The following is a 15,763-nucleotide window of genomic DNA, read 5'->3' on the forward strand; positions in this document are numbered from 1 at the left end:
GGAACGCTGCCACGGCACCGTGCAGCGCCGCGAGGTCCTCGACGGTGTTGCACGAGCTCACGGACCGAGTGCATGGACAGCAGCCCGACGCCGATGTCGATCGTCGGGATCCCGAGCCGGAGTGGCCGCGATCGGGCCGATGGTCGAGCCGCCGTAGATCGTGTTCACGTTGACGAACGGCTGCCACGGCACGCCGGCGGTCTCGCACGCGGCGGCCCAGACGGCCTCGCCCTTCGCCTCGGTCATGTACCGCTGGTTCGCGCTGATCTTCAGCAGCGGGCCGGCACCGGGGCGCGGACGGTTCGTCGGGTCGTGCTTCTCCGGCTGGTTCGGGTGCACCAGGTGCCCGGCGTCGCTCGACAGCAGCCACGAGGCGCGGAAGGCCCGTGCGGCCTCGGACCGGGTGGCGCCGAGGCCCTCTTGCACGCGACCGAGCACGTCCTCCAGGAAGGGGCCGCCGGCACCGGACGGGGTCGACGAGCCGATCTCCTCGTGGTCGAACGCCGCGAACACCGGGATGTGGTCGCCGTCGGCCGGGGCGTCGACGATCCCGCGGAGTCCGGCGTGCACGCTCGTCAGGTTGTCCATCCGGCCCGATGCCAGGAACTCGCGGTCGATTCCGAGCCGCGCTGGGGCCTGGGTGTCGGCGAGGAAGAGGTCCCACGAGACGGCGTCGTCTCCGAGGCGAGCGCGCAACCACTCCACGACCGAGGTGCCGCCCGCGTCGCCGTCCACGCCGACGATCGGCAGGGTGTGCCGCTGGCGGTCGATCTCCTTGCCGTCGTTCACCCCGCGGTCCAGGTGGATCGCCAGGTTCGGGATCCGGGCCACGGCGTCGGTCGACACCAGGCGCACGCTGCCGTCGGCGTCGACCACGCGGCCGGCGATCCGCAGGTCGCGGTCGAACCAGGTCGACAGGAGCGCACCGCCGTAGACCTCGACGTTCAGCTGCTCCCACCCGCCCGTCCGGACGCCCGGGTTCGGCTTGATGCGGAAGCCCGGGGAGTCGGTGTGCGCGCCGAGGATGCGGAACGGCGTCGTCGGCGTCGCGCCGTCCGGCAGCCGCCAGGCGATCACCGCGCCGTCGCGGACGACGACGTAGGCGCCGGCCTCGACGGGCCAGGCGTCGAGCTCGGGGAGTTCGGTGAACCCGGCTGCGACGAGCCGGTCGCGGGCGGCCGCGGCCGCGTGGGAACGCGGTCGGCGACTCGGTGACGAACTGGGCGAACTCGGAGGCGATGGCGTCGACGGTCACCCCCGCCCATCGTGGCATGCAGGGGAGGCGACCGGACGCAGAACAGGGCGTCCGGCGGACGCGCCCCGTGCCTCCAGGCTGTGGAGTGGGTCTCAGCCCTGGGTGTGACCGGCCGAGCCGAGCACCTTCGCGGCCTCGCCGACGCGAGCCGCCATGGCGGTCTCGGCGACCTTGCCCCAGTCGCGCGGGTCGTACTGCTTCTTGTTGCCGACCTCGCCGTCTATCTTCAGCACGCCCTCGTGTTCCGGAACATCGAGTCGGCGATCGACCGGGTGAACGCGTACTGCGTGTCCGTGTCGATGTTCATCTTGATGACGCCGTTGCGCACGGCCTCGTGGATCTCGTCGTCGGTCGGGCCGGAACCGCCGTGGAAGACGAGGTCGAGCGGGTTCTCGCCGGTGCCGTGCTTGGCGGCGACCGCTGCCTGGATCTCGCCGAGGAGTTCGGGGCGGAGCTTCACGTTGCCCGGCTTGTAGACGCCGTGCACGTTGCCGAAGGTCAGCGCGGCGATCCAGCGGCCCTTGTCGCCCAGGCCGAGTGCGTCCACGACCTTCTCGACGTCGTTCGGGGTCGTGTAGAGCGCGTCGTTCTTGCCCTCGTGCTCGACGCCGTCCTCTTCGCCGCCGACGACGCCGATCTCGACCTCGAGGATCGCGTTGATGTTCCGCGTCTTCGCGAGCATGGTCGTCGCGATCTCGATGTTCTCGTCGAGCGGCACGGCCGAGCCGTCCCACATGTGCGACTGGAAGATCGGGTTGCGCCCCGCACGGACCTCTTCCTCGCTCGCGGCGATGAGCGGCAGGACGAAGCCGTCGAGGGCGTCCTTCGGGCAGTGGTCGGTGTGCAGGGCGACGGTGATGTCGTAGTTCTTGGCGACCTCGTGCGCGAACTTCGCCATCGCCAGGGCGCCGGCGGCACGGTTCTTCACGGTGTGGCCGGCGAAGTAGTCGGCACCACCCGTGGTCACCTGGAGGATGCCGTCCGAGCCGGCCTCCTGCAAGCCCTGGCAGGACCGCGTTGATGGTCTGGGACGAGGACACGTTCACGGCGGGGTACGCGAACTTGCCGGCCTTCGCTCGTTCGATCATCTCGGCGTACTGTTCCGGCGTTGCGATGGGCACGTGGATCTCCTTCGACTTCGGTGATGTCCCCGCCGATCGTAGTCAGAACCACTGGAGGCGCGGTGCGGGTTACGCGCGCCCGTTCCCGCGGGGCAGTGCACATGCGTTCACGGCCGTCCGGTCCGGACGGCCGCTCGGCCAGCTGTCGGTAGGCTCAGGGTGTGACTCCGACGACTGAGACCGGCTCCTTGTTCCTGCAACCCGACCGCAACCTCGCGCTCGAGCTGGTGCGTGCGACCGAGGCCGCCGCGATCCGGGCGCAGCCGTGGGTCGGCCGGGGTGAGAAGAACCTCGCGGACGGTGCCGCCGTCGACGCGATGCGGAAGTTCCTCGGCACGGTGAACTTCGACGGCGTGGTCGTCATCGGTGAGGGCGAGAAGGACAACGCCCCGATGCTCTACAACGGCGAACACGTCGGCAACGGCCACGGCCCCGCGTGCGACATCGCGGTCGACCCGATCGACGGCACCTCGCTCACCGCCGCCGGACGCCAGAACGCCATCTCCGTCATGGCCGTCTCGGACCGCGGCTCGATGTACGACCCCTCCGCCGTGTTCTACATGGACAAGATCGCCGCCGGGCCCGAGGGCCGCGGGGTCCTCGACCTCGAGAAGCCGATCGGCGACAACATCCGGGCGCTGGCGAAGGCGAAGGGCAAGGACCTCGAGGACATGGTCGTCGCCGTGCTCGACCGTCCCCGCCACGACGAACTCATCCGCGCGATCCGTGCCACGGGTGCCGGCACGCGTCTGCTGCTCGACGGGGACGTCGCCGGTGGCATCGCGGCCGCACTGCCCGGGTCGACGATCGACATGTGCGTCGGTGTCGGCGGCACGCCGGAGGGCATCATCACCGCCTGCGCGATCAAGGCGCTCGGCGGCGTGATCCTCGGCAAGCTCCAGCCGAAGGACGACGAGGAGCGCTCGCGCGCGGTGGCGGCCGGGCACGACCTGGACAAGGTGCTCGACCAGGACGACCTGGTCACGGGCGACAACACGTTCTTCGTCGCGACGGGTGTCACCGACGGTGTCCTGGTGGGCGGTGTCCGTCGTTCGCGTGGTGTCATCCACACGGACTCGCTCGTGCTCCGGTCGCGCTCGAACACGATCCGCCGCATCCAGGCGGACCACCGCGCCGAGAAGTGGTTCTGATCCGCTGACGCGCGCGGGCCGGGCGCGGCCCGGCCAGCGCCGGCGCTCGTCGGCGTCCGACGCTCGTCGGCGTCCGACGCTCGTCGGCGTCCGACGCTCGTCGGCGTCCGACGCGTCGTCGGCGTCCGACGCAAGTCGCACCCCTGCACGAACAACGCGCCCCGTCACCACGGGGCGCGTTGTTCGTGGTGTGGGTGCAAGTCGCGCCCGGGGCCGCGGTTCGGACTGTCGGGCGGCGCCTCGCGCCGCGGGACGCGGCCTGGGGACGGCGGGCCCACCGAACCACGAATCCGACGTCGAACCGGCCTGCAAGGCTGGTTCGACGTCGGATCCGTGGTTCGAAGCGGCGGGTCGGCCGCGCGCGGCGCGCGGCGGCGCGTGGTGCGGCGGCCGCGTCCGCGGCGACCCGAGCGGCTCGCGCCGCGGGCGCCGGCGCCGCGTCAGTCGGCGTCGTGCGCGTCGGAGGCGCCGACGAGCTCCGGCGCGGTGAGCAGCCGCGGCTCGTCCTCGATCGAGCCCGGGTCGGCGATGACCTTCGACTCGTCGAGCAGTGACAGCCGTCGGGCACTCGGCAGCACCTGCCGCTCGAGCGACCCCACGAAGCGGTTGTAGTCGACGACGGACCCGCGGATCGACCGACCGAGCTTGTCGACGTGCCCGGCCATCGTCGACAGCCGACCGTAGAGCTCGCGGGAGACCCGGAACAGCTCGTGCGCCTCTTGGGAGACGACGTCCTGCTGCCACGAGAACGCCACGGTCTTGAGCACGGACCAGAGCGTCACGGGGGGAGGCCAGTGCGATCCGCTTCCGGAACGCGTGGTCGAGCAGCCCCGGGTCGGCGGCGAGAGCACTCGACACGAGGGACTCCGATGGGATGAACGCCACCGTCAGCTCGGGGGAGGCGTCGTACCCGGTCCAGTACTCGCGCGCGGCCAGGGCGTCGACGTGCGCACGGAGTGCCTTGACGTGCTGCGCCATCAGCTGGTCGCGCCGTGCGCCCTCAGCACCGGTGGCGGTGGCGGGGATCTCGGCGGCCTGCAGGTAGGCGGTGAACGGCACCTTCGCGTCGACCGCGATGGTCTTGCCGCCGGGCAGGTGGACGACCATGTCCGGACGCGCGACGCCGACCGAGGTGGTCACGGAGGACTGCACGTCGAAGTCGACCCGTTCGAGCAGGCCGGCGGCCTCGACCACGTTGCGGAGCTGTGTCTCGCCCCAGACGCCCCGCGTGCTGTTCGACGACAGGGCACTGGCGAGGGTGTCCGCCGTGGCACGCAGGGCGTTCTTCGGACTCGGCGGCCGACCGCAACTGCGCCGACAACGCGCCGTACTGCTCGCTGCGGGACTGCTCGAGCTCGGCGATCTTGGCGCGCATCGTGTCGAGGGTCTGCGCCACCGGGCTGAGGGCCGAGCACCTTCGACTCGTTCTGCGACCGCGCGGCGTCGGCGCCGTGCATGCGCTGCACGAGGTGCTCGAGTTCGGCGGACCGACGTTCGAGGGAGTCCACCTGCCGGCGGTACTGCGCGTCCTGCGCGTCGAGCCGTTCCTCGGCGTCGCGGCGGGCTGCGTCGAGCTGGCCGCGCAGCGCTTCGGCGGTGGCGCGAGCGGATGCCGCATCGATGCCGGCACGCGACCGCGCGAGCGACCAGGCGACGACCGCACCGACGGCGATGCCGATCACGAGACCGATGACCAGGGCGAGGATCTGCACGTCGTGACCCTGGCAGGACCCACCGACACCGCGCCTCCAGGCCCGCCGTTGCCATGTCATGACATTAGGGCAAACAAGGTGTACAGTCGTGCTCGTCCGCCGATGAAGCCGCACGGAAGGTCCACCACGTCGCATGACGAACCGAGCTCCCCACGCCTACGACGTGATCACCATGGGTCGCGTGAGCGTCGACATCTACCCCCAGCAGACGGGTCCGCTCGAGGACGTGTCGACCTTCTCGAAGTCCGTCGGCGGCAGCGCCGCGAACTGATCGCGATCGCCGCAGCCCGCCACGGCGCGGACGCCGCCGTCATCACCCGCACGGGCAACGACCCGTTCGGACGCTTCATCGCCCGGACGCTCCCCGAGTTCGGTGTCGCGAACGAGTTCGTCAGCACGGTCGACGGCCTCAACACCCCCGTCGCGTTCTGCGAGATCTTCCCGCCGGACGACTTCCCGCTGTACCCCTGCCGGGCGCCGAAGGCACCGGACCTGATGATCACGGCGAAGTCGTTGCCGCTGCACGAGATCGAGCGCGCGCGGGTCTTCTGGACCACGGTGACCGGCCTCAGTGAAGAGCCGAGCCGGCAGGCCCCCCACGTCGCGTACGAAGCGCGCAGCGCCGCGCAGAACTCCACGAAGCAGCACACCGTGCTCGACCTGGACTACCGCTCGATGTTCTGGTCGAGTCCGAAGCCGCGACGCGCGAGGTCGCCGTCGCCCTCGAGCACGCCACAGTCGCCGTCGGAAACCGCGAGGAGTGCGAGGTGGCGGTGGGGGAGACCGACCCGGTCCGCGCCGCCGACGCCCTGCTCGAGCGCGGCGTCGAGATCGCCGTCGTCAAGCAGGGGCCGAAGGGCGTGCTCGCGAAGACCCGCGACGCGTTCGTCGAGTTCCGGCCGCACCACATCGACGTCGTCAACGGGCTCGGCTCGGGCGACGGGTTCGGGGGGGCGCTCACCCACGGCCTGCTGCAGGGCTGGGACCTCGAGCGGATCCTCGCCTTCGCGAACGCCGCCGGCGCCATCGTCGCCACGCGGTTCGAGTGCTCGACCGCGATGCCGACGAGCGACGAGATCGACGCCTTCATCGCCGCCAACCCCGCCGACGGCACCAACCACACCGAGGAGACGGTCCATGCCTGAGATCAGCACCGCGGACTTCCAGCGCCTCCAGGACATCCGCGCCAGCCAGCCCGGCCTCGTGAAGCGGACGCTCGACGCCCGCCGCAAGCGCGAGCTGCTCGCCGACGACGGCAAGCTCTTCATCGTCGCCGCCGACCACCCGGCGCGTGGCGCCCTGGCCGTGCGGGACGACGAGTCCGCGATGGCCGACCGCTACGACCTGCTCGAACGACTCGTCACGGCGCTCGGTCGGCCCGGTGTCGACGGGGTCCTCGGGACGCCGGACATCCTCGAGGACCTCGCGCTCCTCGGGGCCCTCGACGACAAGGTCGTAGTCGGCTCGATGAACCGCGGTGGGCTGCGCGGCGCGACGTTCGAGATGGACGACCGCTACACCGCCTACTCGGCCTCGGCCATCAAGGAGTCGGGACTCGACTTCACGAAGCTGCTGGTCCGGGTCGCACTGGCCGACGCCGGCACCGCACCGACGCTCGAGGCCACCGCGCGGGCGGTCAGCGAGGCCGCGGCGCTCGAACTGCCGATCATGCTCGAGCCCTTCATGTCCGAGTGGCGTGACGGCCGGGTGGTCAACGACCTCAGTGCCGACGCCGTCATCACCTCGATGGCGATCGCCGCCGGCCTGGGGGAGTCCAGCGCCTACAGCTGGTTGAAGATCCCCGTCGTCGACGACATGGAGCGGGTGATGGCGGCGACGACGCTGCCGACCCTGCTGCTCGGCGGCGACCCCGCGTCGCGGCCGATGGAGACGTACGCGAAGTGGGCCGACGCACTCGCGTTGCCCTCGGCGTCCGTGGCCTCGGTCGTCGGTCGCACCTCTGCTTCTTACCCGTCGGACGGCGACGTCGCCGCCGCCGGGACGTGGCCGCCGGGGCCACCGTCCACAGCTTGTGAGGCCCGGGGCGGGTTCTCCCACAGATGCCCACGACCCAGCCGCTCGGCTCGCGGGCGCCACCACCATGGACTCGTCCATCCCGGAAGGAAGCAACGCATGACGCTCACCGACATCGACCACCACCGTCGGGCACTGGATCGACGGCGCTCGCGTCGGCTCGACGTCGGGCCGACGGCGCCCGTGCGGCCGACCCGGCGCTGGGCGCGGCGACGAAGCAGGTCGCCCTCGCCGACGAGTCCGAGATCCAGGCGGCGATCGCGAGTGCCAAGGCCGCGTTCCCGGCGTGGAGCAACCTGTCGCTCGCGAAGCGCCAGCAGATCCTCTTCGCCTTCCGCGAGGTCCTGAACCGCGACAAGGCCGAGCTCGCCGAGATCATCAACGTCCGAGCACGGCAAGGTCATCGACGACGCGCTGGGCGAGATCGCCCGCGGGCAAGAGGTCGTCGAGCTCAAAGGCCACGAACATCCCGAGCCTGATGAAGGGCGACTTCTCCGACCAGGGCATCTCGACCGGCATCGACGTCTACTCGATCCGGCAGCCGCTCGGCGTCGTGAGCATCATCAGCCCGTTCAACTTCCCGGCGATGGTGCCGCTCTAATTCCTGCACCCATCGCGATCGCCGCGGGCAACACCGTCGTGCTGGAAGCCGAGCGAGAAGGACCCGTCGGCCGCCATCTGGCTCGCCGAGAAGTTCAAGGAGGCCTGGCTGCCTCGACGGCGTCTTCACCGTGCTGAACGGCGACAAGGCCGCCGTCGACGGGCTGCTCACGAGCCCCGACGTCGAGTCGATCTCGTTCGTCGGCTCCACCCCCATCGCGCAGTACGTCTACGAGACCGGCCCCGAAGCACGGCAAGCGCGTGCAGGCCCTCGGCGGCGCGAAGAACCACATGCTCGTGCTGCCCGACGCCGACCTCGACCTGGTGGCCGACAACGCGATCAACGCGGGCTTCGGGTCCGCCGGTGAGCGCTACCTGGCGATCTCGGTCGTCGTGGCGGTCGAGCCGGTCGCCGACGAGCTCATCCAGAAGATCGCCGAGCGCGCGGCGACCCTGCGCATCGGCGACGGTCGTCGTGGGTGCGACATGGGTCCGCTCGTCACGAAGCAGCACCGCGACAAGGTCGCCTCGTACATCGAGGTCGCCGAGCAGGACCGCGCAGTGGTCGTGGTGGACGGCCGCGTACCGTCCGACCCGACGGCGACGAGAACGGCTTCTGGCTGGGGCCCGACGCTCATCGACCAGGTCCCCACCACGAGCCGCGTCTACACCGAGGAGATCTTCGGTCCGGTGCTCAGCGTCGTCCGAGGTCGCCACCTACGAGGAGGGCCTCGAGCTGATCAACTCGCGTGCCTACGGGGGCAACGGCTACCGCGATCTTCACCAACGACGGCGGCGCCGCCCGGGTCGGTTCCAGCGTGACGTGCAGGTCGGCATGATCGGCATCAACGTGCCAATCCCTGCACTGGTCGCGTACTACTCGTTCGGCTGGTGGGAAGAACTCTGCTGTTCGGCGACCACAAGGCGTACGGCGCGGACGGCGTGAGCTTCTTCACCCGCCAGAAGGCCATCACGAGCCGCTGGCTGGACCCGTCGCACGGCGGCATCAACCTCGGCTTCCCGTCGAACGGCTGAGCCGCAGCATGGCGAACGAACAGCACGACCAGTGGTTCGTCCCCGCCGGCTCCCGCCCCGAGGCGGGCTGGACCGACGTGGTGGACGGACGCATCGAGGGGTGGGCGCACCCCGGTCTCCGGACCGGCAGCCTGACCGACGGGGGCGAGCTTCGCCTCCCGGCCGACGCCGTGGAGCGCATCGTCGTGCCGCTGGCCGGGTCGTTCCACGTCGCGTACCAGGGCGCCGCCGGTGACGGCGAGCAGGACCTGGAGGGGCGCGAGCGTCTTCGACGGACCGACCGACGTCCTGTACCTCGGCTCGGGCACTGCGGCGACGATCACCGGCACCGGCCCGTTCGCGGTCGCGGAGGCCCCCACGGACACCGTCAAGCCGACCACGTACGTGAGCCGGCAAGACGTGCCGGTGGAGCTGCGCGGCGCCGGTCAGTCGAGCCGCCAGGTGCACAACTTCGGCACCCCGGCGGCGCTCGACGCCGTCAAGTTCATCGTGTGCGAGGTGATCACGCCGGCCGGCAACTGGTCGTCGTACCCGCCCCACAAGCACGACACGAACGTGCCCGGTGCGGAGTCGAACCTCGAGGAGATCTACTACTACGAGGCAGCGGTCTCCGGCGGTCTCGAGCAGATCGCACCGGAGACGGCCGACCCGTTCGCGCTGCACCGCACGTACGCCTCGGACGACCGCGCGATCGACGAGTTCCGCCAGGTCCGCACCGGCGACGTCGCCCTGGTGCCGTACGGCTGGCACGGGCCCGCCGTGCCGCACCCGGCTACGACATGTACTACCTCAACGTGATGGCCGGGCCCGACCCGGAGCGCGTCTGGAACATCACCGACGACCCGGCGCACGGCTGGGTCCGCCAGGCGTGGGCATCGGAACCGATCGACCCACGACTGCCCTACGAGAAGGAGTCCTCCCGATGAGCGAGACGCGCCGGATGACCGTCGGCCAGGCACTCGTCGAGTTCCTGGCGAACCAGTGGACCGTCGACGGCGACGTCCGCGAGCGCACGATCCCGGGGATCTTCGGCATCTTCGGGCACGGCAACGTCGCCGGTCTCGGTCAGGCCATCAAGCAGCTCCACGTCGAGCAGCCGGGCCTGCTGCCGTACCACCAGGCCCGCAACGAGCAGGCGATGGTGCACGAGGCCGTCGGCTACGCGCGCATGCACCGCCGCCGGGCGACCTACGCGGCGACGGCGTCGGTCGGGCCGGGAGCCGCGAACATGCTCACCGGTGCCGCCCTCGCGACGACGAACCGGCTGCCCGCGCTGCTGCTGCCGTCGGACACGTTCGCGACGCGCACGACCGACCCGGTGCTGCAGCAGATCGAGATGCCGCACGACACCTCCGTGCAGGTGACCGACGCGTTCCGTCCGCTGTCTCGCTTCTTCGACCGGGTCGAGCGGCCGGAGCAGCTGTTCTCCATCGCGCTCGCCGCGATGCGCGTGCTGACGGACCCGGCCGAGACGGGAGCCGTCATGATCGCCCTGCCGGAGGACGTGCAGGCCGAGGAGCTCGAGGTGCCCGTCGCGTTCCTGCAACCCCGCGAGTGGCACATCCGTCGTCCGCTGCCCGAGCGCGGCCCGCTCGAGCGCGCCGTGGCCGCCATCCGCGCCGCCGAGCGTCCGGTGATCGTCGCCGGCGGCGGAGTCCTGTACTCGGACGCCGCCGACGAGGCTCCGCGCCTTCGTCGAGGCCACCGGGATCCCGGTCGGCACCTCGCAGGCCGGTGGTGGCTCGCTCGTCTGGGACCACCCGCAGTCCCTCGGCGGCATCGGCGCGACCGGCACCGCGGCCGCGAACGCCATCGCCGCCCAGGCCGACGTCGTGATCGGCATCGGCACCCGGTACAGCGACTTCACGACGGCGTCGCGCACCGCCTTCCAGAATCCCGACGTCACGTTCGTGAACGTCAACGTCGCGCCGTTCGACGCCTACAAACACGGCACGCAGCTTCCGCTCGTCGCGGACGCCCGGGAGGCGCTTGTCGCGTTGACGGCGTCGCTCGCCGCCGACACGGCGTACGTCGTGGGCCCCTCCTACGCTGACGAGATCGCCTCGCTGAAGTCGGCGTGGGACGCGGCGGTCGACGGCGCGTTCGCGCCGACCGGCAACGCGCTGCCGGGCCAGCCGGAGATCATCGGCGCCGTGCAGTCGGTCTCCGACCCGCGCGACGTCGTCATCCAGGCGGCTGGCTCACTGCCCGGTGACCTGCACAAGCTCTGGCGGGTGCGCGACGAGCTCGGCTACCACGTCGAGTACGCCTTCTCGTGCATGGGCTACGAGATCGCCGGCGGCATCGGCGTGCGCCGGGGCGCCCCGGACCGCGACGCCATCGTCATGGTCGGCGACGGCTCCTACCTGATGCTCCACACCGAGCTCGTGACCGCGGTGGCCGAGGGCATCAAGATCATCGTCGTGCTCATCCAGAACCACGGGTACGCGTCGATCGGGCACCTGTCCGAGACCGTCGGCTCCGAGCGCTACGGCACCCGGTACCGCTACCTCGACGAGACGCAGTCGTTCGACAACGGCGACCCGCTGCCCGTCGACCTGGCGGCGAACGCCCGTTCGTACGGCGTCGACGTGATCGAGGTGCAGCCCGGACCGGACAGCATCGAGGACCTCAAGGCCGCGGTGCGCCAGGCGAAGGCGAACGACCACACCACCCTCGTGCACATCAACTCGGACCCGCTCGTCTACGCCCCCGAGGGCGACGGCTGGTGGGACGTGCCGATCGCGCAGACCTCCACGCTCGAGAGCACGCAGGCCGCCCGCGCCGAGTACGAGCAGCAGGTCGCCGCGCAGCGTCCGCTGCTCGGTTGAAACCCTCTGAGACAGAAAGCGACAGCGACGTCGTGACCGACACCGCCACCCCCATCGGCAGCCCGTCCACCGACGCGGCACCGGCCTCGATCCGCATCGGCACCGCGCCCGACTCGTGGGGCGTCTGGTTCCCCGACGACCCGAAGCAGGTGCCGTGGCAGCGCTTCCTCGACGAGGCGTCCGCCGCCGGGTACGAGTGGATCGAGCTCGGCCCGTACGGGTACCTGCCGACCGACCCCGCGCAGCTGTCGGACGAGCTCGAGTCCCGCGGGCTCAAGCTCTCCGCCGGCACCGTGTTCACCGGGTTCCACAAGGGGGACGACCAGTTCCAGCGCGCGTGGGACCAGGCCGTCGCGGTCGCGGGCCTGGCGGCGGAGCTCGGCGCCGAGCACCTCGTCACGATCCCCGACCTGTGGCGCTCGGACGCCACCGAAGAGGTCCTCGAGTCCCGCACGCTGACGGACGACCAGTGGGAGCGTCTCGGCACGGGCCACGACCAGCTCGGCAAGGCGCTGCTCGAGGAGTACGGCGTCCACCAGCAGTTCCACGACGCACGCCGACAGCCACGTCGGCACCTACAAGGAGACCGTGCGCTTCCTCGAGGTCACGAACCCCGAGTACACGAACCTCTGCCTCGACACCGGACACTTCGCGTACTACGGCGGCGACAACCTCAAGCTCATCGCGGAGCACCCGGAGCGGATCGGCTACCTGCACCTCAAGCAGGTCGACACCGACCTGCTGTTCGACGTCCTGAAGAACGACGTGCCGTTCGCCACCGCCGTCTCGCAGGGCATCATGACCGAGCCGCCGCACGGCACGCCGGCGCTCGCCCCGATCATCGAGGCCGTCGCCGCGATCAACCCGGACGTCTTCGGCATCGTCGAGCAGGACATGTACGGCTGCTCCGTCGACGCTCCCGGTCCGATCGCCGAGCGAACGTTCCAGCACATCTTCGGTTCCACGTCCGCCGCCCGCGCGTCCTGACGCAGCTGCGCGTCCACGCAGCGTCACCCACCACAGGAGAACACCATGAGCACCACTGACAACCTCCGCGTCGCCGTCGTCGGCGCGGGCGCCATGGGCAGCGACCACATCCGTCGCATCACCTCGACCATCGCCGGGGCGGACGTCGTCGCGATCGTCGACCCCGACACCGCGCGCGCCACGGCCGCCGCCGAGAAGGCCCCGGCGCGATCACCGCAGCGTCGTTCGAGGACGCCCTCGAGCGCACCCCGATCGACGCCGTGATCGTCGCGACGCCCGGGTTCCTGCACGAACCGGTCCTCGTGCCGGCCATCGAGCGCGGACTCGCAGTCCTCTGCGAGAAGCCGCTGACGACCTCCGCCGAGGACTCCCTGCGCATCGTCGAGCTCGAGCAGGCGACGTCCGACCGTCCGAAGATCCAGGTCGGGTTCATGCGCCGGTTCGACAAGGGCTACCACGGAGCTCCGCGCCCTGCGCGAGTCGGGGGCGAACGGCGCCCTGCTCGCGCTGCACCACGCGCACCGGAACCCGGACGACCCCGCCGAACTTCAGCGAGTCGATGCTCATCCACGACTCGGTGATCCACGAGATCGACATCATCCCGTTCATCACGGGCGAGGCGATCACGAGCGTCGAGGTGAAGAAGCCGCGGAAGAACCTCCCTGGCACCGGCCGACCTGCCGGAGCCCCAGTTCGTGCTGTTCACCACCGAGTCCGGCACGATGGCGATCGTCGAGATCAACGTGAACGCCCAGTTCGGGTACCAGGTCACGACCGACGCCGTCTTCGAGTCGGGCGTCGCGTACATCGGTCGCGAGACGTCGCTCAACCTCGTGTCGCAGGGGGTCTCCGGGCAGGGCGTCACGCCGTCGTTCGTCGAGCGCTTCGGCGCCGCCTACGACGAGGAGGTCCAGCGCTGGGTCGACGCCGCGAAGCAGGGCGGGATCGACGGGCCGAGCGCCTGGGACGGCTACACGGCGTCCGTCGTCGCCGAGGTCGCGGTCCGCGCGCAGCAGTCCGGTGCGCTCGAACAGGTCACCTACGCCACGGACAAGCCGGCGTTCTACGACACCGGGTCGACCACGCTCGCGACGGCCGCGGGGGCCTGATGCCCAAGATCGCCCTCGACCCCACGCCGTACCACCACGACCTGTCCCTGCTCGAGTTCCCGCAGAAGGTCGCCGACCTCGGGTACGAGTACCTGCAGCTCACGCCGCACCAGGACTTCATCCCGTTCTACCGCCACCCCAAGGCCGACGACGACCTCGTGGACGCGTTCGCCGCCGCGTGCTCCGCCGCCGGTGTGCAGGTCGCGAGCGTGCTGCCGGTGCTGCGCTGGTCGGGCCCTGACCGCGACGCCCGCGAGGCCGCGGTGCAGAAGTGGAAGCGGGTCATCGAGATCACGAAGCGCCTCGGTGTCGACATCGATCAACACCGAGTTCTCCGGCCGTCCGGAGCAGCCGGAAGCGTCCGAGGACGCCTTCTACCGGTCGATGGAGGAACTCCTGCCGATCATCGAGGACGCCGGGATCCGCGTGCTCATCGACCCGCACCCCGACGACTTCGTCGAGGACGGGCTCGAGGCGCTCCGCGTGATCCGGCCTCAACTCGAAGCACGTCGGCTTCGTCTACGTCGCCTGCCACACCTTCCACTACGGCGGCAACACGGACGAGATCATCGACGCCGCCGGTGATTCGCTGCAGCTGATCCACGTCGCCGACGCGTACGACCACCGCCGGTCGCACGGCCTCCGCTACATCACGAACCCGCCCGGCAACCCGGTCCGCGTGCACCAGCACCTGCCGGTCGGCCAGGCGGACGTCGACTTCGACTCGTTCTGGGCCGCGCTCGACCGCGTCGGCTTCACGGCGCGCGAGGACACCGTCGCCGTGTCGAGCGTCTTCGCCGAGGACGAGAACGCCGACGAGGTCTCCCGCTTCCAGCTCGACACGATCAAGAAGGGACTCCACCGATGACCGACACCCTCGCCACACCGGCGTCCACGGACACCGACACCCGTCCGGTCACGCTGCAGGCCGCGTCGCAGACCGTGACCGCGCTCTGGAACGACTCGGCGGACCCGCGCGAACTGTCCACGGCAATCCACGAGTACGGCGCCGTCGGCGCGACCTGCAACCCGGTGATCGCGTACACGTGCATCCAGCAGGACCCGGAGACCTGGGAGCCCCGGATCCGGCAGATCGCCGAGGAGCACCCGACCGCGGGGGAGTCCTGGATCGGGTGGAAGGCCGTCGAGGAACTGTCGATCGCCGCGGCGGCGCAGCTCCTGCCCGCGTTCGAGGCATCCGGCGGGCGGAACGGGCGGCTGTCGATGCAGACCGACCCGCGCCTCCACCGTGACCGCGACGCCCTCGTCGAGCAGGCGGTGCGGTTCTCGAGGCTGGCTCCGAACATCATCGTGAAGATCCCCGCCACCAAGGTCGGCATCGCCGCCATCGAGGAGGCCGCGTACCGCGGGGTCTCGATCAACGCGACCGTGTCGTTCACGGTGCCGCAGGTCGTCGCCGTGGGCGAGGCCATCGAGCGGGCCCTCGACCGTCGCGCCGCCGACGGACTGCCCGAGCAGGAGTTCGGGCACGTCGTCACCCTGATGGCGGGCCGCTTCGACGACTGGCTGAAGACCGTCGTCAAGCGCGACCACGTCATGATCGACCCGGGGTACCTCGAGTGGGCCGGCGTCGCCGCGGTGAAGAACGCCTACCGGGTCTTCCAGGAGCGCGGGTTCCGCCTCACGCGTGCTCGTCGCCGCCTTCCGGAACGCACTGCGAGTGGTCGGAGTTCCAGGGCGGGGACCTCGTCGTCTCGCCGCCGTTCCAGTGGTCGAAGGACATCAACGACAACGCGGTCCCGTTCCGAGCGGACGCCATCGACGACGAGGTGCCCGCGCACGTCCTCGACGCGCTCCGTGCCGCGACACCGGAGTTCGCCCGCGGCTACGACATCGACGGCATGACCATCGACGAGTTCGATCGCTTCGGGGCAACGGTCACGACGCTCCGGCAGTTCCTCGACGCG

Annotated in this window: 9 protein-coding genes and 10 pseudogenes; 14 read left to right on the forward strand and 5 right to left on the reverse strand. The window is 70.7% G+C overall.

Features of this window, described 5'->3' with window-relative positions:
- Window positions 1-57 precede the first annotated feature (57 nt).
- Together ACZ8AI_RS12880 and fbaA are read right to left on the reverse strand one after the other, a co-directional pair.
- Window positions 58-1,134 (reverse strand): annotated as a pseudogene (locus tag ACZ8AI_RS12880) (M18 family aminopeptidase); the annotation flags it as partial.
- Window positions 1,135-1,347: 213 nt separating this feature from the next.
- Window positions 1,348-2,376: pseudogene (gene fbaA / locus ACZ8AI_RS12885) on the reverse strand (class II fructose-bisphosphate aldolase).
- A gap of 161 nt (window positions 2,377-2,537) precedes the next feature.
- On the opposite strand from fbaA, the gene glpX reads away from it, so the two are divergent.
- Window positions 2,538-3,527, forward strand: coding sequence for a class II fructose-bisphosphatase (gene glpX, locus ACZ8AI_RS12890; RefSeq protein ID WP_464858579.1), 990 nt, complete (start codon window positions 2,538-2,540; stop codon window positions 3,525-3,527).
- Window positions 3,528-3,967: 440 nt separating this feature from the next.
- Here glpX and rmuC read toward each other — a convergent pair whose 3' ends face one another.
- The 3 genes and pseudogenes from rmuC to ACZ8AI_RS12905 all read right to left on the reverse strand — a co-directional run bounded on the left by rmuC (window position 3,968) and on the right by ACZ8AI_RS12905 (window position 5,239).
- Window positions 3,968-4,309, reverse strand: coding sequence for a DNA recombination protein RmuC (gene rmuC, locus ACZ8AI_RS12895; protein WP_464858580.1), 342 nt, complete (start codon window positions 4,307-4,309; stop codon window positions 3,968-3,970).
- A gap of 58 nt (window positions 4,310-4,367) precedes the next feature.
- Window positions 4,368-4,772, reverse strand: a pseudogene (locus tag ACZ8AI_RS12900) (DNA recombination protein RmuC); the annotation flags it as partial.
- A complete protein-coding gene (locus ACZ8AI_RS12905) occupies window positions 4,664-5,239 on the reverse strand; it encodes a hypothetical protein (protein ID WP_464858581.1) in 576 nt (191 codons plus the stop codon). The gene ACZ8AI_RS12905 and the pseudogene ACZ8AI_RS12900, both read right to left, overlap by 109 nt.
- A 133-nt stretch (window positions 5,240-5,372) precedes the next feature.
- Here ACZ8AI_RS12905 and iolC point away from each other — a divergent pair.
- From iolC to ACZ8AI_RS12970, 13 genes and pseudogenes are all read left to right on the forward strand, one after another.
- Window positions 5,373-6,384, forward strand: a pseudogene (iolC, locus tag ACZ8AI_RS12910) (5-dehydro-2-deoxygluconokinase).
- A pseudogene (locus ACZ8AI_RS12915) lies at window positions 6,377-7,237 on the forward strand (class I fructose-bisphosphate aldolase); the annotation flags it as partial. The pseudogenes iolC and ACZ8AI_RS12915, both read left to right, overlap by 8 nt.
- A gap of 62 nt (window positions 7,238-7,299) precedes the next feature.
- A complete protein-coding gene (locus ACZ8AI_RS12920; protein WP_464858791.1) occupies window positions 7,300-7,752 on the forward strand; it encodes an aldehyde dehydrogenase family protein in 453 nt (150 codons plus the stop codon).
- Complete coding sequence (locus tag ACZ8AI_RS12925) at window positions 7,752-7,874, forward strand: aldehyde dehydrogenase family protein (protein ID WP_464858792.1); 123 nt, start codon at window positions 7,752-7,754, stop codon at window positions 7,872-7,874. Before ACZ8AI_RS12920 ends, ACZ8AI_RS12925 begins: the two co-directional genes overlap by 1 nt.
- A gap of 130 nt (window positions 7,875-8,004) precedes the next feature.
- Entirely contained in the window at window positions 8,005-8,241 is a 237-nt protein-coding gene (locus ACZ8AI_RS12930; protein ID WP_464858582.1) for a hypothetical protein, read from the forward strand.
- Complete coding sequence (locus tag ACZ8AI_RS12935; protein WP_464858583.1) at window positions 8,165-8,695, forward strand: aldehyde dehydrogenase family protein; 531 nt, start codon at window positions 8,165-8,167, stop codon at window positions 8,693-8,695. The genes ACZ8AI_RS12930 and ACZ8AI_RS12935 overlap by 77 nt, the downstream gene beginning before the upstream one ends.
- A gap of 69 nt (window positions 8,696-8,764) precedes the next feature.
- Window positions 8,765-8,908, forward strand: a complete 144-nt coding sequence (locus tag ACZ8AI_RS12940; RefSeq protein ID WP_464858585.1) for a hypothetical protein — start codon at window positions 8,765-8,767, stop codon at window positions 8,906-8,908.
- Between the two features lie 8 nt (window positions 8,909-8,916).
- A pseudogene (gene iolB / locus ACZ8AI_RS12945) lies at window positions 8,917-9,834 on the forward strand (5-deoxy-glucuronate isomerase).
- Window positions 9,831-11,739 (forward strand): annotated as a pseudogene (gene iolD, locus ACZ8AI_RS12950) (3D-(3,5/4)-trihydroxycyclohexane-1,2-dione acylhydrolase (decyclizing)). The pseudogenes iolB and iolD overlap by 4 nt, the downstream one beginning before the upstream one ends.
- A 32-nt stretch (window positions 11,740-11,771) precedes the next feature.
- Window positions 11,772-12,726 (forward strand): annotated as a pseudogene (locus ACZ8AI_RS12955) (sugar phosphate isomerase/epimerase family protein).
- A 45-nt stretch (window positions 12,727-12,771) separates the two neighbouring features.
- Window positions 12,772-13,835: pseudogene (locus ACZ8AI_RS12960) on the forward strand (Gfo/Idh/MocA family protein).
- A pseudogene (locus tag ACZ8AI_RS12965) lies at window positions 13,835-14,703 on the forward strand (sugar phosphate isomerase/epimerase family protein). Before ACZ8AI_RS12960 ends, ACZ8AI_RS12965 begins: the two co-directional pseudogenes overlap by 1 nt.
- Entirely contained in the window at window positions 14,700-15,701 is a 1,002-nt protein-coding gene (locus ACZ8AI_RS12970) for a transaldolase family protein (RefSeq protein WP_464858586.1), read from the forward strand. Before ACZ8AI_RS12965 ends, ACZ8AI_RS12970 begins: the two are co-directional and overlap by 4 nt.
- The last annotated feature ends 62 nt before the right edge of the window (window positions 15,702-15,763 follow it).

The sequence above is a fragment of the Curtobacterium sp. AC273 genome (assembly GCF_979253735.1).

What these genes read in the sequence shown, in the direction of transcription:
- ACZ8AI_RS12920 (WP_464858791.1), top strand. Translation starts at nt 7,300, where the DNA reads ATGCCCACGACCCAGCCGCTCGGCTCGCGGGCGCCACCACCATGGACT.
- ACZ8AI_RS12925 (WP_464858792.1), top strand. Translation starts at nt 7,752, where the DNA reads ATGAAGGGCGACTTCTCCGACCAGGGCATCTCGACCGGCATCGACGTC.
- ACZ8AI_RS12935 (WP_464858583.1), top strand. Translation starts at nt 8,165, where the DNA reads ATGCTCGTGCTGCCCGACGCCGACCTCGACCTGGTGGCCGACAACGCG.
- ACZ8AI_RS12970 (WP_464858586.1), top strand. Translation starts at nt 14,700, where the DNA reads ATGACCGACACCCTCGCCACACCGGCGTCCACGGACACCGACACCCGT.